25 protein-coding genes and 1 tRNA gene are annotated in these 25,250 nt (G+C 41.0%); 17 read left to right on the plus strand and 9 right to left on the minus strand.

Going from position 1 to position 25,250, the window contains the following annotated elements:
• Positions 1-3 precede the first annotated feature (3 nt).
• Together ALE3EI_RS02625 and ALE3EI_RS02630 are read right to left on the minus strand one after the other, a co-directional pair.
• Entirely contained in the window at positions 4-1,395 is a 1,392-nt protein-coding gene (locus ALE3EI_RS02625) for a peptide MFS transporter (RefSeq protein ID WP_186990560.1), read from the minus strand.
• A gap of 26 nt (positions 1,396-1,421) precedes the next feature.
• Positions 1,422-3,638, minus strand: a complete 2,217-nt coding sequence (locus ALE3EI_RS02630) for a S9 family peptidase (protein WP_394367140.1) — start codon at positions 3,636-3,638, stop codon at positions 1,422-1,424.
• 144 nt (positions 3,639-3,782) lie between these two features.
• Here ALE3EI_RS02630 and ALE3EI_RS02635 point away from each other — a divergent pair, with 144 nt between their 5' ends.
• Both ALE3EI_RS02635 and ALE3EI_RS02640 read left to right on the plus strand, forming a co-directional pair.
• Positions 3,783-5,099: a hydroxymethylglutaryl-CoA reductase, degradative gene (locus tag ALE3EI_RS02635; RefSeq protein WP_186990562.1), complete on the plus strand. Its 1,317-nt coding sequence runs from the start codon at positions 3,783-3,785 to the stop codon at positions 5,097-5,099.
• A 2-nt stretch (positions 5,100-5,101) separates the two neighbouring features.
• Positions 5,102-6,022 carry a GYDIA family GHMP kinase gene (locus tag ALE3EI_RS02640; protein WP_186990564.1) on the plus strand — a complete coding sequence of 307 codons (921 nt, stop codon included), beginning with the start codon at positions 5,102-5,104 and terminating at the stop codon, positions 6,020-6,022.
• A 56-nt stretch (positions 6,023-6,078) separates the two neighbouring features.
• Here the strand turns inward: ALE3EI_RS02640 and ALE3EI_RS02645 are convergent, their stop codons facing one another.
• The 7 genes from ALE3EI_RS02645 to ALE3EI_RS02675 form a co-directional block, all read right to left on the minus strand.
• Complete coding sequence (locus tag ALE3EI_RS02645; protein ID WP_186990566.1) at positions 6,079-8,172, minus strand: peptidylprolyl isomerase; 2,094 nt, start codon at positions 8,170-8,172, stop codon at positions 6,079-6,081.
• Positions 8,173-8,366: 194 nt separating this feature from the next.
• Entirely contained in the window at positions 8,367-9,620 is a 1,254-nt protein-coding gene (locus ALE3EI_RS02650) for a hemolysin family protein (RefSeq protein ID WP_186990568.1), read from the minus strand.
• A 73-nt stretch (positions 9,621-9,693) separates the two neighbouring features.
• Positions 9,694-9,891, minus strand: a complete 198-nt coding sequence (locus ALE3EI_RS02655; RefSeq protein WP_186990570.1) for a hypothetical protein — start codon at positions 9,889-9,891, stop codon at positions 9,694-9,696.
• On the minus strand, positions 9,881-10,456 hold the full coding sequence (gene lptC, locus ALE3EI_RS02660) for an LPS export ABC transporter periplasmic protein LptC (RefSeq protein WP_186990572.1): 576 nt from the start codon (positions 10,454-10,456) through the stop codon (positions 9,881-9,883). Before lptC ends, ALE3EI_RS02655 begins: the two co-directional genes overlap by 11 nt.
• A 2-nt stretch (positions 10,457-10,458) precedes the next feature.
• Positions 10,459-11,817 carry a tetratricopeptide repeat protein gene (locus ALE3EI_RS02665; protein ID WP_186990574.1) on the minus strand — a complete coding sequence of 453 codons (1,359 nt, stop codon included), beginning with the start codon at positions 11,815-11,817 and terminating at the stop codon, positions 10,459-10,461.
• Positions 11,818-11,836: 19 nt separating this feature from the next.
• Positions 11,837-13,078: a hypothetical protein gene (locus ALE3EI_RS02670; RefSeq protein WP_186990575.1), complete on the minus strand. Its 1,242-nt coding sequence runs from the start codon at positions 13,076-13,078 to the stop codon at positions 11,837-11,839.
• Positions 13,078-13,806 carry a type III pantothenate kinase gene (locus ALE3EI_RS02675; protein WP_186990577.1) on the minus strand — a complete coding sequence of 243 codons (729 nt, stop codon included), beginning with the start codon at positions 13,804-13,806 and terminating at the stop codon, positions 13,078-13,080. Before ALE3EI_RS02675 ends, ALE3EI_RS02670 begins: the two co-directional genes overlap by 1 nt.
• A gap of 146 nt (positions 13,807-13,952) precedes the next feature.
• Between ALE3EI_RS02675 and ALE3EI_RS02680 the strand changes: the two genes are divergently transcribed.
• From ALE3EI_RS02680 to ALE3EI_RS02745, 15 genes are all read left to right on the plus strand, one after another.
• Positions 13,953-14,025, plus strand: a tRNA-Phe gene (locus ALE3EI_RS02680).
• Positions 14,026-14,051: 26 nt separating this feature from the next.
• The gene (locus ALE3EI_RS13765; protein ID WP_262891073.1) at positions 14,052-14,186 is read left to right on the plus strand and encodes a hypothetical protein; all 135 of its coding nucleotides are present in this window, start codon (positions 14,052-14,054) and stop codon (positions 14,184-14,186) included.
• 299 nt (positions 14,187-14,485) lie between these two features.
• Positions 14,486-14,641 (plus strand): hypothetical protein, encoded by a 156-nt coding sequence (locus ALE3EI_RS02685; protein WP_186990579.1) that lies wholly within the window; start codon positions 14,486-14,488, stop codon positions 14,639-14,641.
• A 298-nt stretch (positions 14,642-14,939) separates the two neighbouring features.
• Positions 14,940-15,536 (plus strand): redoxin domain-containing protein, encoded by a 597-nt coding sequence (locus tag ALE3EI_RS02690; protein ID WP_186990581.1) that lies wholly within the window; start codon positions 14,940-14,942, stop codon positions 15,534-15,536.
• Positions 15,533-16,762: a c-type cytochrome gene (locus ALE3EI_RS02695; RefSeq protein WP_186990583.1), complete on the plus strand. Its 1,230-nt coding sequence runs from the start codon at positions 15,533-15,535 to the stop codon at positions 16,760-16,762. The genes ALE3EI_RS02690 and ALE3EI_RS02695 overlap by 4 nt, the downstream gene beginning before the upstream one ends.
• A 111-nt stretch (positions 16,763-16,873) precedes the next feature.
• Positions 16,874-17,788 (plus strand): tryptophan 2,3-dioxygenase family protein, encoded by a 915-nt coding sequence (locus ALE3EI_RS02700; protein WP_186990585.1) that lies wholly within the window; start codon positions 16,874-16,876, stop codon positions 17,786-17,788.
• A 45-nt stretch (positions 17,789-17,833) separates the two neighbouring features.
• The gene (locus ALE3EI_RS02705) at positions 17,834-18,586 is read left to right on the plus strand and encodes a DUF481 domain-containing protein (protein ID WP_186990587.1); all 753 of its coding nucleotides are present in this window, start codon (positions 17,834-17,836) and stop codon (positions 18,584-18,586) included.
• Positions 18,587-18,695: 109 nt separating this feature from the next.
• Positions 18,696-19,031, plus strand: a complete 336-nt coding sequence (locus tag ALE3EI_RS02710; protein WP_186990589.1) for an arsenosugar biosynthesis-associated peroxidase-like protein — start codon at positions 18,696-18,698, stop codon at positions 19,029-19,031.
• 17 nt (positions 19,032-19,048) lie between these two features.
• A complete protein-coding gene (gene arsS / locus ALE3EI_RS02715) occupies positions 19,049-20,113 on the plus strand; it encodes an arsenosugar biosynthesis radical SAM (seleno)protein ArsS (protein WP_186990591.1) in 1,065 nt (354 codons plus the stop codon).
• 9 nt (positions 20,114-20,122) lie between these two features.
• The gene (locus ALE3EI_RS02720) at positions 20,123-20,620 is read left to right on the plus strand and encodes a rhodanese-like domain-containing protein (RefSeq protein ID WP_186990593.1); all 498 of its coding nucleotides are present in this window, start codon (positions 20,123-20,125) and stop codon (positions 20,618-20,620) included.
• Entirely contained in the window at positions 20,621-21,313 is a 693-nt protein-coding gene (locus ALE3EI_RS02725) for a TIGR04282 family arsenosugar biosynthesis glycosyltransferase (protein ID WP_186990595.1), read from the plus strand. It abuts the gene before it with no gap.
• Positions 21,314-21,330: 17 nt separating this feature from the next.
• Positions 21,331-22,143, plus strand: a complete 813-nt coding sequence (locus tag ALE3EI_RS02730; RefSeq protein WP_186990597.1) for a purine-nucleoside phosphorylase — start codon at positions 21,331-21,333, stop codon at positions 22,141-22,143.
• A gap of 25 nt (positions 22,144-22,168) precedes the next feature.
• Positions 22,169-23,137, plus strand: coding sequence for an arsenosugar biosynthesis arsenite methyltransferase ArsM (gene arsM, locus ALE3EI_RS02735; RefSeq protein WP_186990599.1), 969 nt, complete (start codon positions 22,169-22,171; stop codon positions 23,135-23,137).
• Positions 23,138-23,209: 72 nt separating this feature from the next.
• Positions 23,210-24,322, plus strand: coding sequence for an inorganic phosphate transporter (locus tag ALE3EI_RS02740; RefSeq protein ID WP_186990601.1), 1,113 nt, complete (start codon positions 23,210-23,212; stop codon positions 24,320-24,322).
• 39 nt (positions 24,323-24,361) lie between these two features.
• Positions 24,362-25,246, plus strand: a complete 885-nt coding sequence (locus tag ALE3EI_RS02745; RefSeq protein ID WP_186990603.1) for a sterol desaturase family protein — start codon at positions 24,362-24,364, stop codon at positions 25,244-25,246.
• Positions 25,247-25,250: the final 4 nt, after the last annotated feature.

Here is a 25,250-nt window from a genome sequence, read left to right on the forward strand (position 1 = left end):
GGTTTAATTGATGTCCGGATCGGCAAGTTCATAGCCTTCCGTTTCTTTCATTTCTCGTTCATTATCCTCGGCTCCATGCGTAAGGTATTCCAGTTTTTTTCTGAAGATCATCACGATTCCTCCAAAGACCACACAGAACACTGCAATTCCGGTGAATATGGCAAATTCGCCCATAGATTCAGAGGCTTCTCCCAGTAATCCCGCCAGTTTATTTCCAAAACCGGTCATCGCGAAGTACACACCCATCATTAAAGAAGCATACTTCAGGGGTGCAAGTTTGGTGATGTAAGACAGCGCCACAGGCGAGATACATAGCTCTCCTACAGTATGAAACAAATAGGCTAACACTAACCAGTACATAGCAGACGATCCGGCACTTTCAAATTGTGCAGATGCCGCCGACATAAAGAAGAATCCGGTACCCATTATTATGAGTCCGAGTATCATTTTAAACAGTGAAGTCGCCACCTTGCCTTTTAATTTTCGCCTTGCCCAATATGCAGCTACAGAGGTTCCAAGGAAAATGATAAACATTGCATTTAACGACTGAAACCAGGATGCAGGTACTTCCCAGCCCAGCAACATTCTGTTGGTATTGTCCATGGCATAAATATTCATCAATCCTCCGGCCTGTTCGAAGGCCCCCCAGAATACAATAACCAATAAAAAAGAAATAAATAACACCACTACCCTGTCCTTTTCAACCTTGGTAAGCGGACGTTTCATCGCGGCTTTTTCTTCTTCATTCTCAGAAGTACCACTGTAGTTTCCAACGTATTTTAAGTGCTTCTGACCCACTAAGTATTGGATCAATCCTAGCGCCATCCCTATACCTGCAAGTCCGAAACCATAATGCCAGCCATGCACTTCTCCCACATATCCTACGATTAAACTGGATAAAAAGGCACCAATGTTAATTCCAATGTAAAAGATTGTAAATCCTTTATCTCTTCTTATATCTCCCTGCTTATACAAACCACCTACCATGGTAGAAATATTGGGCTTTAACATTCCTACACCGGCTATGATAAGACCTAAACCTGTATAGAATGCCCACATTTGTTCAACCGCCAGAATACTATGACCCGCCACCAGCAATATCCCTCCAACGAGTACAGATTTCTTTTGCCCTAAAAACTTATCGGCGATCCATCCCCCGGGTATTGACATAACGTACACCAGCATCGTATACCAGCCATAAAGCGCAAGGGCTTCTCCGTTAGACCATCCCAATCCGGCATTATCGCCTGTAGTTTCCGCAACAAGATAAAGTACGAGTATTGCCCGCATTCCATAGTAGGAGAAACGCTCCCACATTTCGGTAAAGAATAATACATAAAGTCCTACCGGATGCCCGAATAACTCCTTTTGTTTTTGTTGTGTTGTAGCTGACATATAATTGTTATTAGTTAGTTGTTATTTTAATTTTTGATCTGAATATGTTCTTCGGCAGTAGGCTCACCTAAAGATTCGTTAATAAATCGCGTCATTTTCTTGTACAAGTGCAAACGGGTATTACCACCGTAGATCCCGTGATTCTTATCGGGATAGATCATCCATTCGAAATCTTTATCGGCCTGGATCAAGGCTTCTACCAAGCGCATGGTGTTCTGTACGTGCACGTTATCGTCTGCACTCCCATGGACCAGCAGAAAATCGCCTTTAAGGTTATTCACATGTGAAATTGGAGAATTCTCATCGTAACCCGACGGATTCTCCTGCGGAGTTTGCATGTAACGCTCGGTATAGATGGTATCATAAAATCTCCAGCTGGTTACCGGGGCTACTGCTATTGCCATCGCAAAGGTATCGGGTGCCTGGAATAAGCAGTTAGACGACATAAATCCGCCGTAGCTCCAACCCCAGATCCCAATTCTGTCGGCATCAATATATTCAAGACTTCCCAGGTGTTGTGCCGCCGCCACCTGATCTTCCACTTCGTATTTACCCAATTCCTTTTGAGTCATTTTTTTAAAATCACGGCCCTTTAGCCCGGTACCTCTTCCGTCTACACAGGCAATGATATATCCTTGCTGTGCTAACATCTGATGCCAATAATCATTCGCACCGCCCCATCTGTTGGCTACCTGCTGGGATCCCGGTCCGGAATACTGATACATAAACAAAGGATATTTTTTATTAGGATCAAAATCCTTTGGCTTAATGAGATACATATTTAGCTCTGCTCCATTTACCTTGATCGTAGAAAACTCCTTAGGTGAGGTAACAAAGCTGTCCACCTTAGCCTTTAAAGCGGTATTGTTTTTAATTTCCCGGATCTTTTCTCCGGTTTTGGCCTTGTTTAAAGTAAAGACATAAGGCGTTTCGGTATCGGAAAACGTATTTATATAGTAGGTATAATCTGCGCTAAAAGAGGCGCTGTTTGTTCCTGTTTTATCTGACAGACGCACTTTGTTCTTTCCGGAACGCAACACAGAATAGACATCCCGGTTTATACTTCCGTTCTCTGTACTCTGGTAATACACTCTGCCGGTATTCTGATCGAAGCCGTAATAATTGGTTACTTCCCAGTTGCCGTTGGTCACCTGATTAATTAGCTTTCCGGTTTTATCGTAGTGATAAATATGATTCCATCCACTTTTTTCACTGGTCCAGATAAAACTGTTGTCATTTAAAAACGTAAGATTATCGGTAATATCCACATAGGCATCATCCTTTTCCTGAAGCACAAGTTTTGCGGAGTTGGTTGCAGCATCCACAAAAACAAGGTCCACCACGTTTTGATGTCTGTTGGTAAGCTGTGCACTCAATACATTAGGATCGTTAGTCCACTTAATTCGTGGAATATAGTAACTGTTATATCCATCTAAAGCCACCATTTCGGTATTCTTTGAGGCGAGATCATAAATATGCAGTGAGACTTCGGCATTGGGATCGCCAGCCTTTGGGTATTTAAATACCTGCTGAGAAGGATATAGCTCGGTGCCATATACATCCATGGAAAATCGCGGCACTTCAGATTCATCGAACTTTATAAAGGCCAGTTTATTACCTTCCTTGTTCCAGTCGAATGCACGTACAAAGGCAAATTCCTCTTCGTATACCCAATCGGTAATTCCGTTGATAATACTGTTCTTTTCTCCATCGGTGGTGATCTGCATTTCAACCCCCGTAGCAAGATCTTTTATATATAGGTTATTATCACTGCCGAAGGCAATTTTAGACCCATCAGGGCTAAACGTGGGCTCCTGTATTTGCTTTTCTGAAACCAGGGTAAGTTTTTTAGACTTAAGATCGCACACATAATAGGTCCCCAAAGAGGATCTTCTATAGATTTGTTTCAATTGAGTTGCCAGTAATAACTTAGATTCATCATCACTAAACTCATACGAAATGATATAATTGATTCCGGGAAGATCTTTGGTATTTACTAGCGTTCTAACCTTTTTACCGCTTTCATAATTAAAAACATCCACAGTGGAAGCGCTTTCTTCCCGGCTGTAATTTAAGACGGAATACTCCTTTCCGTTTTTAAGGGATCGCAGGACATCAAGTCGTTCTGCACTGAATGTGCCTCCCCAAATGTCTTCTAAAGTTATCTGTTTTTGTTGTGCTATTGTTGAAGTAGAGACTGCAAGAAACAGAAATAGCACTCGTATTGAAATTAATCTTATCAAAGTGTTAAAATTTTGGTATGCCAAGTTTACTAAAATTTAGCGAAAAACCGGTCCTTTTTTTGTTAAATACATCGATTTTGTTAGTAAATAAGCCCCTAAAAGGTACCTTAGAAATACTATCTTTGTTTTTTAATTCCCGCAATTATGGTGAAACCCGTATCCGGATTTTCTAAAAAGACCAAAGCTGAAAAAATCGAGTGGTTAAGTGAGGCATACCTTGATAACGACCCCTCTGCCACACTTGTTTTAAAGAAATACTGGAACAGCGATACTGCACTTCAAAAACTACACGATGATTTTATAGAGAATACCCTGTCAAATTATTATCTCCCGTTTGGGATCGCACCTAATTTCCTTATCAATGACCGTTTATACGCATTGCCTATGGTTTTGGAAGAAAGTTCGGTGGTGGCGGCTGCAAGCAATGCAGCTAAATTCTGGCTTAGTCGGGGCGGATTTAAGGCTGAAGTGATCGCTACACATAAGAACGGACAGGTTCATCTTAATTATAAAGGTGCTGTTAAAGACCTGACTTCCTTTTTTGCTGAAGTAAAGCCGAAACTGATAGAAAGTATTTCAGAGATACAGCGAAATATGGTAAAACGAGGTGGCGGCTTGATCGACATCACTCTGGTAAACGCGACTGAAAAGCTGGAGCACTACTTTCAGCTTCATTGTACTTTTGAAACCAAGGATGCAATGGGTGCCAATTTTATTAATACCTGTCTCGAACAGATCGCACACACTTTTAAAACGGAAGCTGCCGGGCATGATACATTTAAAGCCGAAAACACCTTTCCTGAAGTCGTTTTAAGCATTTTATCCAATTACACCCCCGAATGTCTGGTAAAGGCTGAAGTAAGCTGTAAGGTTTCAGAATTGAAACAGAAGCAGATCGACGGTAAGACTTTCGCCGAGAAATTTGTACGTGCCATTGATATCGCAAAAGCCGAACCCCGAAGAGCCGTTACCCACAACAAAGGAATAATGAACGGGGTGGATGCAGTCATTCTGGCTACCGGAAACGATTTTCGTGCCGTGGAAGCCGGAGTTCATGCCTATGCGTCAAAGGATGGACAATACACAAGCCTTACTTCGGCTACGATAGAACACGATACTTTTAAGTTCTCAATAGAAATTCCGCTAGCTCTGGGAACCGTTGGCGGACTCACCTCGCTGCACCCCTTAGTTGCTTTTGCCCTTCAGGTATTGCAAAAGCCATCGGCAAAAGAGCTTATGGAAATCTGTGCCGTGGCCGGACTGGCCCAAAATTTCGCTGCCGTTCGGTCGCTAGTTACCACGGGTATACAGGAAGGGCATATGAAAATGCATTTAATGAATATTCTCAATCAGTTGCAGACCACTTCCGAAGAAAAAGAACAAACGGTAAACCACTTTAAAACACATGCGGTCTCACACAGTGCTGTGGTTGAATTTGTAAACACTTTAAGAACCCAATAGTTTTGAAAAAGGAGTTTTACAGCCACGGAAAATTATTACTTACTGGAGAATATGTTGTATTGGACGGTGCTTTATCACTGGCCATTCCAACAACCAAGGGACAGTCCTTAGAAGTATGCGATTCTGAAAAAAATGGTGTGTATTGGAAGAGTATTGCTCATGACGGAAGTGTATGGTATGAAGATCATTTTAATTTTGATCTTTTATTTTCTGATAGCCTTACGATTGACTCTGGGACTCATCAGGTACGAAAAACGCTACTTAAAATTTTGAGAAAGGCAAAAGAATTAAATCCCGAATTTCTGAAAAATATCGAAGGGATTGCTGTGACTACCCAACTTGAATTCCCGGCAAACTGGGGATTGGGAAGTTCGTCAACGCTCATTAACAATATTGCCCAATGGGCAGGTATCGACGCTTTTCAATTGCTTCAAAAGAGCTTTGGAGGCAGCGGCTACGATATTGCTTCGGCCAATCATGATTCGCCTATACTGTATCAATTTAATTCGGAAAAACCTTCAGTAACACCTGTGCGGATCCCATGGGACTTTACCGATAAACTGTTCTTCGTATTTCTGAATAAAAAACAGAACAGTAAGGAAGGAATAGCCCGTTATCGAACTTCAGAAAAAAACACTTCAGAACTTATATCGAAAATAAGCGACATCACCGTGGCACTCATACATTGTGAAACATTGAAAGACTTCGACTCCCTACTTGATGCACACGAACAGCTAATTTCGAATGCCGTTGACCTTCCTACGGTTAAAGATTCAATATTTCCCGATTACCAAGGCGGTTTGAAGAGTCTTGGAGCCTGGGGAGGAGATTTTATCCTGGCAACCGGCGGTGAATCCAACAGAGATTACTTTAAAAGAAAAGGCTTTCTTACCGTTGTCCCTTTTTCTGAAATGATCGTATAAAAAAATCCTCCATTACAAAAGCAATGGAGGATTTTAGACGTTTCTATATTATTCTCTTAATAGAACAGAGAACGATTATCTTCAATTTCGGCAGCATTCTTTAATGCATTATATACGGCGTTGTTAATTCCCGGTGCAATCTGGGCATTAACCTGAGTGGCCCATGAAGCGTAATTGTCAAGATCGGGGGCCTTATTTACAGCCAGTACTTTAACCTTAAATACGCCTGTTTTCCCATCGATAAATCCTGTGCTCTCGCCTGCTGCCTTCCCGAATGCCGCACCTACGACCTTAGGCTCATTTCCTGCTCCAGGAATGGTTGGGTTAGCCATATTCACTGCATCGGCCGTTTGAACGGTCACCCCTGTACTGGCAGCAATTTCCTGCAAGGTTGTACCGGTAGCCATCGCTCGAATCTTCTCAGCTTTCTTTTTATTTCTTAAAATAGGTGTAACCACGGGTGACGCTTCTGCCAGGCTCATAAGTCCCTTAGGATTCTTACGTGTCAACTGAGCGATCACATATCCGTTAGACACGTTAAAACGCTTAATATCACCAACTTCAGTCTCCTCATTGAACGCCCAATTCACGATAGTTCGGTTCGGACCTATTCCAGGAATATCGGAATCCATTTCGCCTATTCTGTTTACAGGCTTTAAAGACATTCCCTGTTCCTGAGCTGCAGTTGTAAAATCTCCTTTTTGAGCGGCGATCTCTACGGTAGTTGCTTTAGAAAAGACCTCATTCAGCGTTTTTTCTGAAGCTTCGATCTCTTTGGTTACTGTCGCTACTTTTACAACCTTTTGCATATTCTTTTGTCCCAGCACTTCAATAACGTGGTATCCAAAACGGGTTTTAACCACACCTTTATCACCGATGTTCTTTTCAAAGGCAAAATCACGGAATTCAGGAACCATCGCGTTAAAGGCGAAGTAATCATATACCCCGTCATCTTTTATACTGGCAACGTCTGAAGACATAGCCGGCACCAGCTCCTTGAATTTGGCCGGTGTTCTTTTAATGATATCCAGAATACTATCTGCCGTCTTTTTAGCCTGCTCATCGGTACGTGAGATGCTATCGGTAGGATTCAATCCGGTTGGGATCAAAATGTGTCGTACTTTAGCCGAATCGGGCATTTGTTTGGTATCGATCAATTTCGTAAGATTCCAGGTGTTTTCAACTTTGTACGGGCCATAGATCTCGCCTACGTTCATTCCGTACACCGTATCAGAGATACTGGCAGGAATATCCTTTTTAAACCACCACTGATCGTTAAAGTTGTTATCGGAGTTGGAATTTACAAATTCGGCGTAATCTGTGGTTTTGGCAAATCCCGGAATGGTATCGTTATATTCATATCTGTCGTTTAACAACGCTTCAATATTAGTACGTGCTTCGGCGATATCTTCTTCGGAAGGTTCTTCTCCAAAAGAAATATATTGGATATCCACCATTGGGTCTACTTCAAATTCCTTGGAATGATCTTTAATATAGGCCGTGATCTCCTCGTCGGTAACCGTGACCTCACTGTCGTCTATTGAAGTATAAGGAATATGAACATATTCGATATTGATCTTGTCATTTTCGAAACGATACGCCTGCTCTCCATCTGCATTGGTAGATATTAGCCCACCACGCAACATATTGAGATACGTATTCTGAAGAACAGTTTCTTTGGTATTCTTTACGTAATCCAACCATTGCTGGTAAGCAGCCGGGTTGTTCGCTTTAATATCGGCCACATATTCCTGCATGCGAATTTCACTGAACTGCCCTGTAGCATCCTGAAAAGTAGGGTTGTTGGCAAGATAGGTTCCTAATGCGTTATTTAATTGATCGGTTCCGGCAGTAAGCCCTAATTTCTCGTATTGCTCTTCTATTAGTACTCGGCGTAATTCACGTTCCCAAACCATATTTACAGCCTGATTGGATGAACTGTTTGGTCCCAGACTACGCTGTGTTGCGTCTACCTGTTCAGCGAATTCCTGTCTTGGAATATCGATCCCATTAACCGTAGCTACAGTGTCTTCCATTCCGCCACCACCCCCTCGGGTAAGTACATCACTTAAGATAAAGGCAAAAAGTGCCATCGCTATAATTAAAATAAGGAAGATCCCTCTCTTTCTAATACTGTTTAATATTGCCATCTGTCGATAAATTTACCCTTCATTGTTGTCACTTCAGTGTACGGGAAGGGTTGTTTTAATTCCGCTACTTTAGTTTTCACCATTGATAAGACGCTGTGAAAAGCTGATAGTCTTACCAATTAGGGGGCGAAAATACCATTTTCCCACCATTTATAAAAAAGTTAATTTGAAAAAATTTCTGAAAAAAATAAAAACTAGTCCTCCTCAGTAATTTTGAGCTCAACCAATTCAATTTTTGTGTTTGAAACCTCGAGGATAGTAAAGGTAAAATTCTCAATTTCAACCTTTTCATCCTTGGACGGAATGCCTTCAGTAAAATAAACGATCATCCCTCCAAGTGTTTCGTAGTTTTCGCTGTCGGGAAGATCCAGCTTAAACATTTCATTCAGATAATCCACTTCAAGACGCGCCGAAAACTTATAATGATTCTTTTCGATCTCTTCTTCAATAAGTTCCATAGAATCGTGCTCATCCTCAATTTCACCAAACAGCTCTTCAATAATATCTTCTACAGTCATGATCCCGCTGGTTCCACCATATTCGTCGATCACTACCGCTATACTTTTACGCTTTTTACTAAGAATATTTAGCACATCCTTAGCCAGCATGGTTTCGGGTACGAATACCACCGGCATCAACACCTTTTTTAGAGTCGGTGGTTTTTTAAACAATTCGAAGGAATGGATATACCCAACAATATCATCGATATTTTCATTATAAACCAGGATCTTCGATAGTCCGGTCTCGGTAAAGATCGCTGCCAGTTCTTTGGGCGTTGTGGATATATCGACGGCAACGACTTCGGTACGGGGAATCATCACTTCTCTGGATTTTACTTCGGAGAAGTCCAACGCATTCTGAAAGATCTGAATTTCGGTATCGATGTCGTCATGAGTTTCAACGATCTCCATCTGTTCACTGATGTAGTTTCCCAGTTCAATTTTACTGAAACTAAGTTGTACCTCATCTCCTTTGGTCTTAAAGAACAATTTTAGCACCAGGTCCGATATCCAAATAATAAATTCAGAAATAAACGTAAAGAGCACATAAAATAACCAGGCAGGTACAGCGAAGATCTTTACGAGGCTGTTGGCATAGATCTGAAAGAATACCTTAGGAAGAAATTCGGCGGTAAGGAGAATTATGATGGTTGAGATCATGGTTTGCACCAACAATCCTGAAAATCCGGCCAGAGGTATGTATTCCATAAGAAGATCCCCTATAAAGAAACCGTAAACCACCAAAGCAATATTGTTCCCAACGAGCATGGTAGCAATAAACTTTGAAGGGCGCTTGGTGATCTTCCGCAGTATGGTAGCCAAAAAATTATTCTGTTTCTTTTCTATCTCGATATGGATCTTATTGGAAGAAACATAAGCGATCTCCATCCCCGAAAAGAAGGCGGAAAAGATGAGCATTAGCACAATAATAAGGATACTGTAGTCCAAAAAATGGTCGATTTGATTATAAGTACTAAGATATAGAAATTACTGTATATGGAGCACGAGCCGAAGGAGGCTGTTATTTTTTTCTTCGCTCTTCCATCTTTTTTCTGAAATTCCTTTTAAAGAAGAACATAAAGATGGCGACCACGGTAAAAAAGGCAAATAAATAAGCCCTGTTGCGGTTATCGGTCCAGTTCGTGATCACTAAATAAATTGAAAAAGCCGCCATTGCGAGGTATGCATATTCAAAAAGTTGGTAAATTTTATTCCCCATCGGTAGTTTGTGTTTTGTCAATAATTTGTATCCCATCATTCTGTCTGGACAGGAAAATAGTAAAATCTTCATTCGAATCAAAGCGGGCACCCTGATTAAAGGATCCGTCTTTAAATTTTATACGATACGGCTGATCGGTAAAAACCCATTTATTAACCTGATCCCAATATAATTGTTCCGCCTCCAATACGACACTATCACTGGTTACGAGCACAACGTTATTGCGAAGGTCCACAATCCCTGTTTGGTCATATCTCACAGCATAATCTGAATTCACAGTACTCTTTTCGTTTTCTTCATTCCAGAACCTCACCTCCACCCCATTTGGAAATTCCTGATATGGAAATTCCATATTCGAATAATCGAGCAATAACGGAGCGAGGAGGTTGGTTACAACTTTGCCCGAATCTGTATACTTTACATCGATATTCCTCCCTTCGGCAATGGGTGAGTTGTCCTTTAGGTTCAGTCGCTGAATGTTCTGGTAATTCCCTTCACAAGCAAAAAGCGTGATGACTATGGTTATAGCCATCACGCTCTTCAGCTTATGTTGATATTTGAACATTCTTATAGATTAGGCACTTTCACGCTTCCTCCAACCCAACAGTTAAAGGTAACGGTCTTTCCTGCCATTCCATCGTTAAAGATATCACTCTTTGATGGCGCTAGTCCGCGGTAGCTGCTTGCAGCCTGTCTTGCATTTCCTGCAATGGAAGCATCAAGTCTCGCTGCCTTATCGGCCATATCTGCCGCTAACCAGTACATGGCTCTTTTTTCAAAAACATTGGTTCCACAGTTATTGGCACTAGATGCATACATATTTGCGATCTTAAGATATGCGATACCTGCAGAAGGCTTCACCTCTACCATTTTTCGGTAGTAGCTTCGCGCTTGTCCATAGTTTCCTTTCTTTCTAAAGTTTTCTGCAATACTGTAATACACTCTTGCCTTATCACTTGGCTTCGTTTCCAACTCGGCTGCCTGATTAAAATATTCTAAGGCTTTCCCAGACTTTCCGTCCTTTTCAGCTAGTTTCCCTAAATAATAAGCCGATTTCGCAGAAGGATCCAGATTGTGTAATTGTTGTACCAATTGGAAAAACAAAGGATCGTCACAGTCTTTGGCACTTAATCGTCCGGCTGCTCTTTTAATCCAGTCCACATCATTCTTTTTCTGCTCAAAATCTTTTTTATAAAGTGGAATAAGGTTAGGACAATCGGCAAGGATCCCTAATTTACCCGAAACGCTTCCTTTTACTTTTCCATACGCCTCAAGGTTGCGCTCGTAGGCATCCATGTATTTCTTTTCTTTACTAGAAAGCGTAGAACCTGCTTCCTGCTTATCCATATACTCGGTTACTTTTTCAGCAAGTTTACTTTCTTCCTTTTCGATCTTTTCAGTAACTATATCATATAGGTCGAATACGTCCTGAATAGGAAGTTCCCCACTGTCGTGAAGATCCACTGCCAGTGAAAAGTAGGTATATAGTGCCTTCGGACTTGTAAAATTTTCTTCGTCCTTTTTAAAGGCTTCTTCAAAAGCTCGGTACTGTTCCATTTTAGTACCGATACTGTTGTCGTATTTCACCTGAGCGATGTCTGAAAGCACATCTCCCATTTTGGTTTTAGATGGATAGTATTTCAGTCTATCGTTGTAAGACTGAATTAACTCGGTTACTTTTCCTTTATCTCCTTTTTCAATAAAATGCTTGAACATCTTCTCTCCGTATTGAAAAGTAGCCATACTGTAGGTAGGACATTCGGCAACTAATTTAGCGTAGTGCGGGTATGCTCCCTCATAATTCTTTGCTTTGGCGGGCTCGATAAAGAGTGAACCTAAAATAGTACAGTTCTCACTTTGTGCCACAGCTTTAGACCCTAGTGAGGTAATAAAAACAGCTACGGCTAAAATTAAAATCTTCTTCATGGTGTTAGTGTTTACTTTATTAATCATAATATCTTTTTTCAAACCATTTGTCGTTAAGTGACAAACTTAGGAATGTGTTGAAAAAATTCTCTTGTATCAATCCAAAATCGGTTGTTCCTCTTCTTCCTATTTCAAAACCAAGGTTTACATTAGAGAATAACCTTCCAACAGGTAATCCTAATCCAAAAGATATGCCAAACTCGTTAATGTCCTGTCCACGCAGGGTTATTCCGGTTTCTTCATAGCGTATCCCGGCTCTGTAAACTACACGTTTCCAATAGTTCCCAAAAGAATTATAATTAGGAATATAGAATCCTCCCAATCTGAATTTACTAGCATCGTTAAATTCGAGGTCATCTACCTCAAACGTCCTATTGGTAAAGTTACTCGTTTTTTGCATACCAAATTCGGCACCTACAAACCAATTTTTTGGTTTTCCGATCCCCGCTCCCAAGGTGAGTTGAGATGGAAAGGTAAAATCTGTATTCGCTACTTCAATATCACGAACATCAATTGGCGTTTGCGTTCCCGAAGGCAAAACAAGAATTGACGATAATTGTCTGAAGTTTTCTGAAGTAAAATCGGTTTCTGGCGTATAGGTCACCGAGGTGGAAAGTTCGAGATAATCGGCAACCATTTTTTTATAAGATGCTCCCAGATTAAAACTAAAGCCCGAAAGATCAGATCTGTTTAGCTCGCGCGTACCGTATTGCAGATCATCCTGCTCAAAATAGGCTACGTTTTCGATATTTCCGAAGTTATAATTGGTATCCACACCAAAACTCAATTCGGGTGTAATTTGATATGCCAAAGTGAAGAACACTTTGTTGAGTCCGCCGCTTCCCGTAAATTCGGTAGTGGAATTGTCGTTTACTGAAAGTAATTTATATCCTACCGACGTAAATGGAATCACCCCAAAACTGGCACCGAATTTCCCCATTGGAATCCCTACTGCGAGATAATCGAGGGTGGTTGTGGTGGCCTTCTGACTCTCATCCACTGTTTTTTGGGTATTGATCTTATGACTTCCTCCTACCGTAAAATTCACGAGTTTTAAACCTGCAACACCCGCAGGATTCTGAATACTAAGGTGAATACTATCAGAATAGACATTGATTCCTCCCATGGCCCGGTTTTCTGCTGTTCCTCTAAATTTTAAAGCTCCAATACCGTAAAAAGAATATGGAGATGTGGTTCCTTCCTGTGCTTGAGAAACCCCTGCGAGAAGCAGAACTATTACAATTATAATTCGTTTCAACATCAATCTTTGTTATGTTCTAAAATGTAATTTAAACCTTCCAATAGGAAATTTGAGTTGGCAAAGATGTCATTTTTTAAGCTATCACGCAAAAAATGAGCGTCTCCTCCTGTTAAAATAACTGTTAAATTGGGATAATTCTTTGAATAGTCTTCGATAAAACCATCTATTTCGTATAAAACTCCGTGGATAATTCCCGAGTGCATCGAACTCGCGGTAGAATTCCCAATCATTTTTTTGGGCATATTCGTATCCAATAACGGTAACTTAGCTGTAAAGTTGTGGAGCGCAGTATATCGCATCCCGATACCCGGAGAGATCGCTCCTCCCATATACTCATTCTTATTGGAAAGGAAATCGTAAGTAATAGCGCTGCCGGCATCAATTACCAGGACATTTTTACTTGGGTATTGCACGGCTGCGGCACTCATTAAAACCATTCGGTCCACACCCAATGTGGTAGGTGTGGTATACGTATTTATGAAAGGCATAGGTGTTTCATGGGAAACTTCATAAACAGGATATAATTTTTTCAGTTTGTTGTGCTGTTGATCACTCAGTTTTCCAACGGAAGAGATCGCGCAGTGCGTGATGGCTGGATAATCTTCTGAAATATCCTCTAGGGTATCGGAAAAGTCTAATTTAAGACATGTTTTTTTATGCTGAAGAACACTGTTTTCAAACACAGCAAGCTTTACCAGTGTATTCCCAACATCTATTATTAAATTCATCCTGAGGTTTAAGGGTTTAAAAATACAATTTGAAGAAGTATGAGGATGTTAATTCTGTATTAAATTGAAACGCAAATTCCTTTTATTTTTTTTTAAATTAAGTTTTGGAATAGTTAAAATAGGGTTATATTTGCGCTCTCAATTGCGGTACCTTAGCTCAGTTGGTAGAGCAACGGACTGAAAATCCGTGTGTCCCTGGTTCGATTCCTGGAGGTACCACAATAAATACAAACCCACTCGTCAGAGTGGGTTTTTTATTTCGACCCACCGAAGAAAGTTCACTTTCGGAGGAGTGGGAGAAATTAAAAACCACGGTCACAGACCGTGTGGTTTGTATTTTCAACAGCGGGACCAAAGGAACAATTGACAAGGGCAATTGAATCCTGGTGAAGAAAAAGGAGCATTCATGAAGACCGTGTGGTTTGTATTTTCAGCAGCGGGACCAAAGGAACAATTGACAGTGGCAATTGAATCCCGGTGAAGAAAAAGAAGCACTCATAAAGATCCTATATTGTGTATTTTCAGCAGCGGGACCAAAGAAACAATTGACAGTGGCAATTGAATCTTGGTGAAGAAAAAGAAGCACTCATAAAGACTTTATATTGTGTATTTTCAGCAGCGGTACCAAAGAAACAATTGACAGTGGCAATTGAATCCCGGTGAAGAAAAAGGAGCATTCATGAAGACCTTATATTGTGTATTTTTAGCAGCGGGACCAAAGGAACAATTGACAAGGGCAATTGAATCCTGGTATAGAAAAAGAAGTACACTAGAAGTCCGTGTGGTGTGTACTCTCAACAGCGGGACCAAAGGAACAATTGACAGTGGCAATTGAATCCCGGTGAAGAAAAAGGAGCATTCATGAAGACCGTGTGGTTTGTATTTTCAGCAGCGGGACCAAAGGAACAATTGACAGCGGCAATTGAATCCCGGTGAAGAAAAAGAAGCACTCATAAAGATCCTATATTGTGTATTTTCAGCAGCGGGACCAAAGGAACAATTAACTCTTATGATTTAGAAACCTCTATATCATCTCTGATATTTAATTCACAGAATACCTATAAACTATGGCAGGATTTTTGGTTTTAATCTATTCATATATAATAGTATATTGCGAATAAGATTCTAAAAAAATGAAACCTCTTATAGTCTTAATTTTTCTGATCTTTTATTCCTTCGGAAATGGTTATTCTCAAACCGGTTCAGAGCTCAGTACCGATTCAGAAATTGCCCGTCTGAAAACTATAGCCGTTGAGAATCTACCGTTTATCAACACTCCGGACATCAAAACCGAATTCTTTGCCGTGGTTTTCCTGGGTACCGATTGTCCCATATCCCAAAAATATGTGCATACCCTTCGCACGCTCTATAAAAACTATCGCGCTAAGGTGACCTTCTTCGGAATCATTCCTCACAATTTTTCTGAAGAAAAGATCACAACTTTTAATGAAGAATACAGCATCCCCTTTCGATTGCTAAAGGATCACGATAATTCGTATGCGAGGTTGTTTCATGCCTCGGTTACGCCTGAAGTATTTCTCTTTGATGCAACCGGGAAAATATTCTATGATGGTGCGATTGACAATTGGTTTTTTGCTCTGGGAAGAAACCGATTGAAAGCTACTGAACATTATCTGGAAGAAGCTATAAAAAATGTAACCTCGGGAAAAACAGTCAGCATCCCTCATAAGGACGCTGTAGGCTGTTTTATCGAATTCAGAAAAAAATGAAATTCTTAAACATTTTATTTATTGGGTGTTTATTTCTAATTAGTAAAACAGCTCTTGCTCAGCAGGAAGTAACGTATTACGGGGATATTGAACCTATAATCATTACAAATTGTGCGGTGTGCCATAAACCCGGAGGCTACGGCCCATTCCCTTTAACTTCTTTTCAGGAAGTAAAAAGCAAAGGATCTTTTATTGGGCATGTGGTAAAAACACGGTATATGCCACCCTGGAAGGCAGATCCCGAATTCAGTAATTTTAAGAATGAGCGTGTACTTTCTGAGAGCGATATACAATTGGTGATGGACTGGATCGATGGGGGGATGAAAAAAGGCGAGCGAAATGCTGAGGCACCTATTATCCCGAACCTCATGGAGAACCGAACTCCGGATCTGGTTCTCGAAATGAATGAACCCTATCAGTTATCCCAGGAAAGTGTAGAGGATTATCGCTTTTTTAATATTCCTACCCATCTAAAGGAAGACACGTATATTGAGTCTATTGCATACGTTCCGGGCAACAAACGCTTTGTACATCACAGCAGGATCATGGCAGATACTACGAATCTAATACGGGGGATCGACGGACTTTCAGAATTTGATCCCAAGGCATTGGAATTTCAGAAAAATCCTTTAGCCGACGAATTTCTCTACGGCTGGGTGCCTGGAAATCTTCCACTGTTATATCCGCCGGGCACCGGAAAGAAATTGTACGCCAATACCGATCTCATTCTGAATATCCACTACGCTCCTACCTCGTCCAAACAGGAAGATCGATCTAGAATCGAATTGTTCTTCGCGAAAGAGAAAGTCGATCACGAAATAAAAACCCTTACCATTACCGAAAAGGATATTACCAACCAGCCATTTTTGCTAAAAGCAGAAACAAAACCCACCTTTTATGTGAGTTATACGGTAAGAGAAAATATGAATCTGGTTTCCTTGCTGCCTCACATGCACTATCTGGGTAAAAGTTTTAAAGCCATTGCGGCTACGCCCAAGGGGGAAGCAATTCCGCTTATAAAGATCGATGCCTGGGATTTTAACTGGCAAAGCAGCTATTTGCTGCGGGAACCGCTTCTAATTCCAAAAGGCTCAACCATTCTTATAGTCGCCGATTACGACAATACTTCCGAAAATGCCAGTAACCCCAATTCGCCACCAAAGGATGTGGGGCTGGGCTGGAATTCAACCGATGAAATGATGAACTTGATATTTTATTATTATTAACTCTTTCACTACGGAATACCTTTGCTGAAACATTTTCTTACTAAAAACGGTGATTTTCCTTTCTCACCTTTTAATGGTTACCCTTATATTTGCTTTTGAAAAATCTACCGAATGACACAAGAAGAGATCATCGCAGCCCTCAATAAGAAGTACGAAGATCTGGGCGAAAACCCCAATGCATACTTAAAAGGACTGCTGGAAGCCAAACCCATCAATTATTGGGATTATATTGAAGTAGACACCTTACTTTCCCTTCAGAAACCGAGAACCGATTTTAAGGACGAGACCATCTTTATCATGTACCATCAGGTAACCGAGTTGGTACTTAAAATGATGATCCACGAACTGCAACAACTTTCAGAATCCGAAAATACTTCCGAAGAAGTGTGGATCAATAAACTCACCAGACTTAACCGGTACACCCAATTGCTTACCACCTCCTTCGACATTATGAAAGACGGTATGAATTACGACGATTACAATACCTTTAGAGCCACACTTACACCGGCCAGCGGATTTCAAAGTGCGCAATTCCGATACCTGGAGATCTATTGTACCCCAGTGGAGAATCTTATCAATGACCACGGAAAAAAGCGCTTACCCGTAAATCCCGTACTTGAAGATCTATTTGATGTGATCTATTGGAAAGACGCGGGATATAACCGAAAAACGGGTAGAAAGACGCTTACGCTTCGGCAGTTTGAAGAAAAATATCAGGATTCCTTTATAAAACTCGCTAAAAATCTGAAAGGCAAAACCATCGCAGAGCGAATTGAGCAACTCGAAAATCCTTCCAAAGAATTGCTGGAAAAATTAAAAGCCTTCGATCATCTTTACAATGTAGTATGGCCTATGGTGCATCTCAAGACGGCCCAGCACTATCTGGACAGCAAAGGAGAGAATAAACCCGCAACCGGAGGCTCGGAATGGAAAAAATACCTGCACCCAAAATTTCAGCAGCGTCGCTTCTTTCCCTCGATATGGTCTGAATCTGAAAAACAAAATTGGGGTGAAAACATCTTATAACTTTTGTTCCATTTCGTCAGTTTACTAAGTAAAAACACCAACCTTATGAAAAAGCTGCTTGTCATCCTACTCGTATCTATTTCTACTACTTCAATGGCACAGGTTCTCAATGTTGAATCCCTTAGAAAGGTAACCGACACTTCTGGTTGGTCGGGATCGGCCAGCGTTAATTTCGCCATAAAACGAAATGTAAATGACTTCTTTACCATTTCCAGCAACATTCATGTGCAATATAAAATGAATAAACACCTGGTGTTATTTAAGAATGATATTGACTTCCAGAAGATCGAAGGAGAAAAATTCTCCAACAGCGGGATCCAGCATGTGCGCTACAACTACCGTTTTCACGATCGGATTGCCTGGGAGGTCTTTCTGCAGGGACAATACAACAAGGTTTCACTAATCGATTTCAGAGGGCTGGCAGGTACCGGGCCGCGATTTAAACTAAGCAATTCTGAAAATTATAAATTCTATTTGGGTACACTTTTCATGTACGAACATGAGGAAGTAGGAGATGGAATTACTCCTATTCAGAAGGATTTTAGGGGAAGTGCATATTTGTCTTTCAGTTTGTTTCCCACAGATCGCATCGCCATGGTGAGCACCACCTATTATCAGCCTAAACTGTCTGCCTTTAGCGACTACAGGATCGCTAACGAATCTTCTTTACTTATTGATCTGTTTAAAAACTTTGCTTTTAAAACCACCTATCGTTTTATTTTCGATGCGTTTCCCGCTATAGGTATTCCAAATTCTCAATACGATCTAACGACAGGTTTCACCTATTCTTTCGATTAATTTTTATAAATCGGTTGTAAGTTCTTTCGCTTAAAGAGACTACTTGTTTATATTTACCAGAAAGGAAAACCAGAATGGTTCCAATTTCGTAATTATAATACATTTATTTATGTCTAATATGTACTACGACCCTAAAGATCTTCGGAAATTTGGTGACATCACCGAATGGAATGAGGAACTTGGAACAAAATTTTTCGATTACTACGGAAAAGTTTTCGAGGAAGGTGCGCTAACAGCACGTGAAAAGGCCCTCATAGCACTCGCCGTTTCCCATACCGAACAATGTCCATACTGCATCGACGCCTATACCAAAGAAACGCTGCAACGCGGCGTAACCAAAGCAGAGATGATGGAAGCCATACATGTGGGAGCAGCCATAAAGAGTGGCGCTACCCTGGTCCATGGGGTAATGATGATGAACAAAGTAAACAAACTGGACGGATAAAAGCCAAACCTAATTTTATGTCGAAAGTAAAGACGCAATCCCTACATAAACGCAATGATGAACTGGCCAATGCCAACAGACAACTGGAAATTCTATCCAATGGAATTTTTCAGAACGGCGAGCTCCCCACCTTTGCAAAAAAGATCAAAGAAACCAACAACTTTCCGCTCCGCCCCAAAAAACTGGAGATCCTTCAAATTAACGTAGGTTATATGTGCAATCAGGTGTGTGAACATTGTCATGTGGATGCCGGACCCGACCGAAAGGAGATCATGACCGTTGAAACCATGAAACAGTGTCTTGAGGTCATTAGGAACACCGGTGCGCATACCCTCGATCTCACCGGAGGAGCACCCGAGATGAACCCTAACTTTAGATGGTTCGTGGATGAAGCCAGTAAGGCCGGAATAAAGGATTTTATCGTTCGAAGCAACCTCACTATCATTAGAGCCAATAAAAAATATTACGATCTGCCGCAGTTCTTTAAAGATCACAACGTGCATGTAGTAAGTTCGATGCCGCACTGGACGCGTGGTAAAACCGATAAACAGCGAGGCGATGGTGTTTTCGATAAATCTATTAAAGCTTTACAGGATTTAAATGCCGTAGGCTACGGTCTTCCTAACAGCAAGTTAAGGCTGGATCTAGTGTACAATCCCAGTGGTGCCTTTTTACCGGGGGATCAGGCCGCCATGGAAAAGGATTTTAAGAAGGCGTTACTGGAAGATTTTGGCATACGATTTCACAATTTATTTACGATCACCAATCTTCCCATAGCCCGATTCCTAGATTATCTTATTGCTTCTGAAAATTATGAGGACTATATGTATCAACTGGTTGACGCCTATAACCCCGCAGCCGTTGAGAATGTGATGTGTACCAATACCATTTCGGTGAGTTGGGATGGCTGGTTGTACGACTGTGATTTCAATCAGATGCTCGGACTTAAGGTAGCCAGCAAGATCAAACACATTAAGGATTACAACGAAGATGTTCTTAAAGACCGGGATATTTTAATTTCGCAGCATTGTTACGGTTGTACTGCCGGTGCCGGCAGTAGCTGTCAGGGGAGCGTTACCTAGAACTTTAATATGAAAGCGGCATTCACTTTAATATGTTTTTTCTTTACGGTTCTCTGTCTGGGACAAACCGAACTGGATGACATGCTACAACGTTATAATACCCGAAGCATTCCCTATATTTCGGTTGAAGAATTGCGAATGCTTCAGACCAATGAAAGCATCATAGTTCTTGATGCACGTGAGAAAAATGAATTTGAAGTTAGTAAAATACCTTCAGCTTTATATATTGGGTATTCTGAATTTTCTTCGGAAGGCCTTTCAGAAAAGAAAATAGACAAAAGCACCCCTATCATTGTATATTGTTCCCTCGGAATACGTTCAGAAGTAATTGGAGAAAAACTGAAAAAAGAAGGATACCTCAACGTTAAAAACCTCTACGGCGGGATCTTTGAATGGAAAAATAACGGATATCCGGTCTTCGATTCTCAAAATGTAGAAACAGAAAATGTACATGTCTGTTCCAAAATCTGGGGGAAATGGTTACAAAACGGAACTAAAGTATTTTAAATGGGACTATTAACTTCTAAAGACACCGACGGAAATGTTGATTTCTCTGCAGATTTTCATTTTCCTATGTCCAATAAAGCCTTGATCATCTTTACACGAACCCCTCAATTGGGAAAATGTAAAACCCGGTTAGCCGCGGCGATTGGTGATGAAGCCGCTCTGGAAGTTTATAAAATATTATTGAACCATACGGCAAAGATCACCGAAAAGGTTACCGCAGACAAATTCGTTTTTTATGCGGGAACTATTGCACAACACGATGTCTGGAACAATGAGATCTTTAGCAAAAAACTTCAAATCGATGGAGATCTTGGTGTAAAGATGCATCACGCATTTCTTGAGTTATTTGACCTTGGCTATGAAAAAGTGGTCATTGTAGGAAGTGATCTCTTCGATCTTACCAGCCGAGAGATCGATGATGCTTTTACCGCATTAACCCACAACGACACCGTGATTGGCCCTGCCGAAGATGGCGGCTATTACCTCCTTGGAATGAAAACCCTAAATACTGCTATATTTGAGAATAAAGATTGGGGAACAGCGACGGTTTTACAAGATACCCTAAAGGATCTGAAAGCGAAGTCGGTTTTTAGATTGCCTGCTAAAAATGATATTGATCATGTGGAAGATATTATGAACATTGAAGTCTTTCAGCAATTTATACCTGATAAACTATTAAACAGATCGAAGTAATATTTGAACAAAGCACTATGAGAAAATTCATTCAGGCATCCGCCCAATTTTTAGAACAACGTGGTTTTGAGTCTCCAGAGATCGGGATCATTCTTGGCACGGGATTGGGTCAGATCCTTGAAAACATAGAAATAGAATCGGAAGTGAGTTATAACCATATCCCCAACTTTCCAACCGCCACGGTCGAATTTCATAAAGGAAAGCTTATTTACGGTACACTTTCGGGTAAGAAGGTCGTAGTGATGCAGGGCCGGTTTCATCTTTATGAAGGCTATACACTGCGCGACGTAACCTTTCCGGTGAGGGTGATGCATCAATTAGGCATTAAGAAACTACTGGTTAGCAATGCTTCGGGAGCGATCAATCTAAATTTTAAAAAAGGAGAGATCATGTTAATCGATGATCATATAAACCTACAAGGAGGATCACCTCTTGCGTTTAAGGGGGTTGAAAAAATGGGCGAACGTTTTGTGGATATGAGTCAGCCATACGATCCCGAAATGAATAGTATCATTGAAACCATCGCTAAGGAAAAGCAAATAAACCTGCACAAAGGTGTTTATGCGAGTGTGGTAGGACCTCAATTGGAAACCCGGGCCGAGTATCGCTACCTTAAGATCATAGGTGCCGATGCTGTGGGTATGAGCACTGTTCCCGAAATTATTGTTGCCAATCATTTGGGGCTTAAAGTGTCAGCTTTATCCGTTTTAACCGACGAATGTGATCCGGACAACCTGAAACCGGTCGATATAGCCGATATCATTGCGATGGCAGGAAAAGCCGAACCGGATATGATCACCATCTTTACCGAACTTATAAAAAAATTATAACCTAACTACACTGAATTATATACCTATGAGCTATCTCGATACTACCCACGATGTTTATAAAGAAGCTGCTCTAAGTCCAGATATCGGACTTTGCTGTACCACCAATCCTATTTGGGAATTGCCCGGACTTAAGATCCCTAAGATCATGCAGGAAATGAACTATGGCTGTGGTAGCACGGTACATGCGCGTGACCTTACTAATAATCCGAAAACCCTCTATGTGGGAGTCGGCGGTGGAATGGAGTTATTACAATTCTCCTATTTTAACCGCCAAAAGAACGGCGTCGTTGGTGTAGATGTGGTAGATGAAATGCTCGAAGCATCCCGAAAGAATTTTAAAGAAGCTGAAACATTAAACCCATGGTTTAAAAGTGAGTTCGTTGAATTAAAAAAAGGAGATGCTTTAAATCTTCCGGTTGAGGACAATTCTATCGATGTGGCTGCTCAGAACTGCCTGTTCAATATTTTTAAGGAAGAAGACCTCAAAAAGGCGATCGAGGAAATGTACCGGGTATTAAAACCACATGGCCGACTGGTAATGAGTGATCCTACCTGCGAACAGCCCATGAACGAAACCTTGCGTAATGATGACCGCTTAAGAGCCTTATGTCTTAGCGGGAGCCTACCTATTAAGGAATACGTAAAGGCACTTACCGATGTTGGCTTCGGAACCATAGAGATTAGAGCCCGGAAACCTTACCGTATTTTAGATCCTAAACACTACCCTACCAACGAATTGATCTACATAGAATCCATCGAAGTAGCTGCCATAAAAGATCCAATGCCCGAAGACGGTCCCTGTGTCTTTACCGGAAAAGCAGCGATCTACTACGGTGAAGATGATTATTTTGACGACAAAAAGGGTCATATCCTTCTAAAAAATCAGCCGATAGCGATCTGCGACAAGACCGCCGGTGCATTACAAAGTTTAGGCAGGGATGATATCTACTTTAGTGAATCAACTTTTCATTACGACGGAGGAGGTTGCTGTTAGACTTTATTTCAGATTTTAAATCTGAACACTTTATTGCTTCGTAAGTATCAATAGACAAAAACCAATTGATCTATGATCTTTATCATTCTATGTATTGCTGCTTGCTTTTTAGCCTATAGTAACGGAGCGAACGATAACTTTAAAGGAGTTGCTACCCTGTTTGGGAGTGGAACGACCAATTACAAAAAAGCAATTAGTTGGGCCACAGTAACCACGTTTGCCGGATCTATTGCCGCAATTTTTTTAGCAGGAACCTTGGTTAAGAATTTTTCAGGAAAGGGACTGGTTCCCGACGATCTTATTCAAAATCCTGTATTTGCCATTTCCATTGCTTTAGGAGCTGCTATTACTGTACTTCTGGCTACTAAAATAGGGATGCCCATTTCAACCACACATAGTCTGGTAGGCGGATTATTTGGAGCAGGCGTGATGGCGATTGGAGCCAATTTTAACTTTGCAAAACTGGGAAACACCTTTTTAATGCCGTTAATTGTGAGTCCGCTGATGGCCGCAGTACTCAGTTTTATTGCATACATAATTTTTAGAAAACTCCGGAAGAAACTTGGCGTTACCAAAAAAAGTTGTGTTTGTATTTCTGAAAATCAGGCTTCTACCCGACTTTCAGGTTCAGAACTCAGTATGCAGGCACATAAAAGTATCGAGGTTACCACCTGTGAAGAAAAATGCGTGGAAAACTATAATGGGCAGGTCTTAGGGATTACATCCCAAAGCGTACTGGACAGCCTACATTTTCTGAGCGCAGGAGTGGTAAGCTTCGCCAGAGGCCTTAATGATACTCCAAAAATAGTAGGACTACTTATTATCATTAATACGATCGATATAAAATATGGCATGATCGCGGTCGCCATTACCATGGCCATTGGTGGTCTTATGAACGCAAAAAAAGTAGGGATCACTATGAGTAAAAAGATCACTCCTATGAATCACGGACAGGGATTTACGGCCAATTTGATCACCGGGATTCTGGTAACTACGGCTAGCATTCACGGGATGCCGGTCTCAACGACCCACGTTTCGGTGGGATCTATTTTTGGGATAGGGACAGCTTCGAAAAAAGCAGATGTAAAAATGATCTCCAAGATCTTAATATCTTGGGTACTTACGTTGCCTATTGCAGCCCTAATGAGCGCACTGTGCTTTAAAGTCCTGGAAAGTATTTTGTAATTTTAGAGTTAAATACCCGACTGTATTCTAGAACTTTCTATGGAGAAATACCTAAACATATTTAAAGATTCCTATACCGGATACTTCAATTATTTGCTCGATGAAATAACCCGTTTTCATTGGGAGAACTATTTCTATGGATTAATCGCGGTGTCGCTGATCGTTTGGTTACTGGAATTACTATTCCCATGGCGGAAAAACCAAAAGATATTTAGAAAGGACTTCTGGCTGGATACCTTTTATATGTTCTTTAATTTTTTTCTACTAAACCTCATCGTATTGATATTTCTGTCCAATACCGCTGAAGCGGTATTTAATGACGTACTCGGACTGGTGAATTTAAAACTTTCCGATTTTGAACTATTTGATGCCAAGTCCATGCCTTTCGGCCTTGGTCTGCTTGTTTTTTTCCTGATTTCAGATTTTATACAGTGGAATACTCACAGACTGCTCCACAGGGTTCCCTTCCTATGGAATTTTCATAAAGTACATCATTCTGTAAAGGAAATGGGCTTTGCGGCTCATCTCCGATATCACTGGATGGAGCCTGTGGTTTATAAATCGATCTTGTATATCCCCATAGCTGTCATTGGCGGATTTGGGATCGAGTCGGTGGCCATAGTACATTTCTTCGCACTTACCATAGGCCATTTAAACCATGCCAATCTGGGATGGGATTATGGTATTCTTCGGTATGTCTTCAACAATCCGAAGATGCATATCTGGCATCACGCCAAAGTTTTGCCAAAACACACCAAATACGGTGTTAATTACGGCCTAACTCTGAGTATTTGGGATTATATTTTTAAAACCAATCATGTGCCGCATGATGGGCGTGACATTGAACTCGGTTTTCCCGGCGATGAAACCTTTCCAAAAGGTTTTTGGAGCCAGGAGGCCTATCCGCTGAAAACCAAAAAATAATTCC

Origin of the sequence: Constantimarinum furrinae (genome assembly GCF_014295415.1) — a bacterium.
Taxonomy (GTDB): Bacteria; Bacteroidota; Bacteroidia; order Flavobacteriales; family Flavobacteriaceae; genus Constantimarinum; species Constantimarinum furrinae.

What these genes read in the sequence shown, in the direction of transcription:
- ALE3EI_RS02625 (WP_186990560.1), bottom strand. Translation starts at nt 1,395, where the DNA reads ATGTCAGCTACAACACAACAAAAACAAAAGGAGTTATTCGGGCATCCG.
- ALE3EI_RS02635 (WP_186990562.1), top strand. Translation starts at nt 3,783, where the DNA reads ATGGTGAAACCCGTATCCGGATTTTCTAAAAAGACCAAAGCTGAAAAA.
- ALE3EI_RS02645 (WP_186990566.1), bottom strand. Translation starts at nt 8,172, where the DNA reads ATGGCAATATTAAACAGTATTAGAAAGAGAGGGATCTTCCTTATTTTA.
- ALE3EI_RS02655 (WP_186990570.1), bottom strand. Translation starts at nt 9,891, where the DNA reads ATGGGGAATAAAATTTACCAACTTTTTGAATATGCATACCTCGCAATG.
- lptC (WP_186990572.1), bottom strand. Translation starts at nt 10,456, where the DNA reads ATGTTCAAATATCAACATAAGCTGAAGAGCGTGATGGCTATAACCATA.
- ALE3EI_RS02665 (WP_186990574.1), bottom strand. Translation starts at nt 11,817, where the DNA reads ATGAAGAAGATTTTAATTTTAGCCGTAGCTGTTTTTATTACCTCACTA.
- ALE3EI_RS02670 (WP_186990575.1), bottom strand. Translation starts at nt 13,078, where the DNA reads ATGTTGAAACGAATTATAATTGTAATAGTTCTGCTTCTCGCAGGGGTT.
- ALE3EI_RS02675 (WP_186990577.1), bottom strand. Translation starts at nt 13,806, where the DNA reads ATGAATTTAATAATAGATGTTGGGAATACACTGGTAAAGCTTGCTGTG.
- ALE3EI_RS02685 (WP_186990579.1), top strand. Translation starts at nt 14,486, where the DNA reads ATGAAGACCTTATATTGTGTATTTTTAGCAGCGGGACCAAAGGAACAA.
- ALE3EI_RS02690 (WP_186990581.1), top strand. Translation starts at nt 14,940, where the DNA reads ATGAAACCTCTTATAGTCTTAATTTTTCTGATCTTTTATTCCTTCGGA.
- ALE3EI_RS02695 (WP_186990583.1), top strand. Translation starts at nt 15,533, where the DNA reads ATGAAATTCTTAAACATTTTATTTATTGGGTGTTTATTTCTAATTAGT.
- ALE3EI_RS02700 (WP_186990585.1), top strand. Translation starts at nt 16,874, where the DNA reads ATGACACAAGAAGAGATCATCGCAGCCCTCAATAAGAAGTACGAAGAT.
- ALE3EI_RS02705 (WP_186990587.1), top strand. Translation starts at nt 17,834, where the DNA reads ATGAAAAAGCTGCTTGTCATCCTACTCGTATCTATTTCTACTACTTCA.
- ALE3EI_RS02710 (WP_186990589.1), top strand. Translation starts at nt 18,696, where the DNA reads ATGTCTAATATGTACTACGACCCTAAAGATCTTCGGAAATTTGGTGAC.
- arsS (WP_186990591.1), top strand. Translation starts at nt 19,049, where the DNA reads ATGTCGAAAGTAAAGACGCAATCCCTACATAAACGCAATGATGAACTG.
- ALE3EI_RS02720 (WP_186990593.1), top strand. Translation starts at nt 20,123, where the DNA reads ATGAAAGCGGCATTCACTTTAATATGTTTTTTCTTTACGGTTCTCTGT.
- ALE3EI_RS02725 (WP_186990595.1), top strand. Translation starts at nt 20,621, where the DNA reads ATGGGACTATTAACTTCTAAAGACACCGACGGAAATGTTGATTTCTCT.
- ALE3EI_RS02730 (WP_186990597.1), top strand. Translation starts at nt 21,331, where the DNA reads ATGAGAAAATTCATTCAGGCATCCGCCCAATTTTTAGAACAACGTGGT.
- arsM (WP_186990599.1), top strand. Translation starts at nt 22,169, where the DNA reads ATGAGCTATCTCGATACTACCCACGATGTTTATAAAGAAGCTGCTCTA.
- ALE3EI_RS02740 (WP_186990601.1), top strand. Translation starts at nt 23,210, where the DNA reads ATGATCTTTATCATTCTATGTATTGCTGCTTGCTTTTTAGCCTATAGT.
- ALE3EI_RS02745 (WP_186990603.1), top strand. Translation starts at nt 24,362, where the DNA reads ATGGAGAAATACCTAAACATATTTAAAGATTCCTATACCGGATACTTC.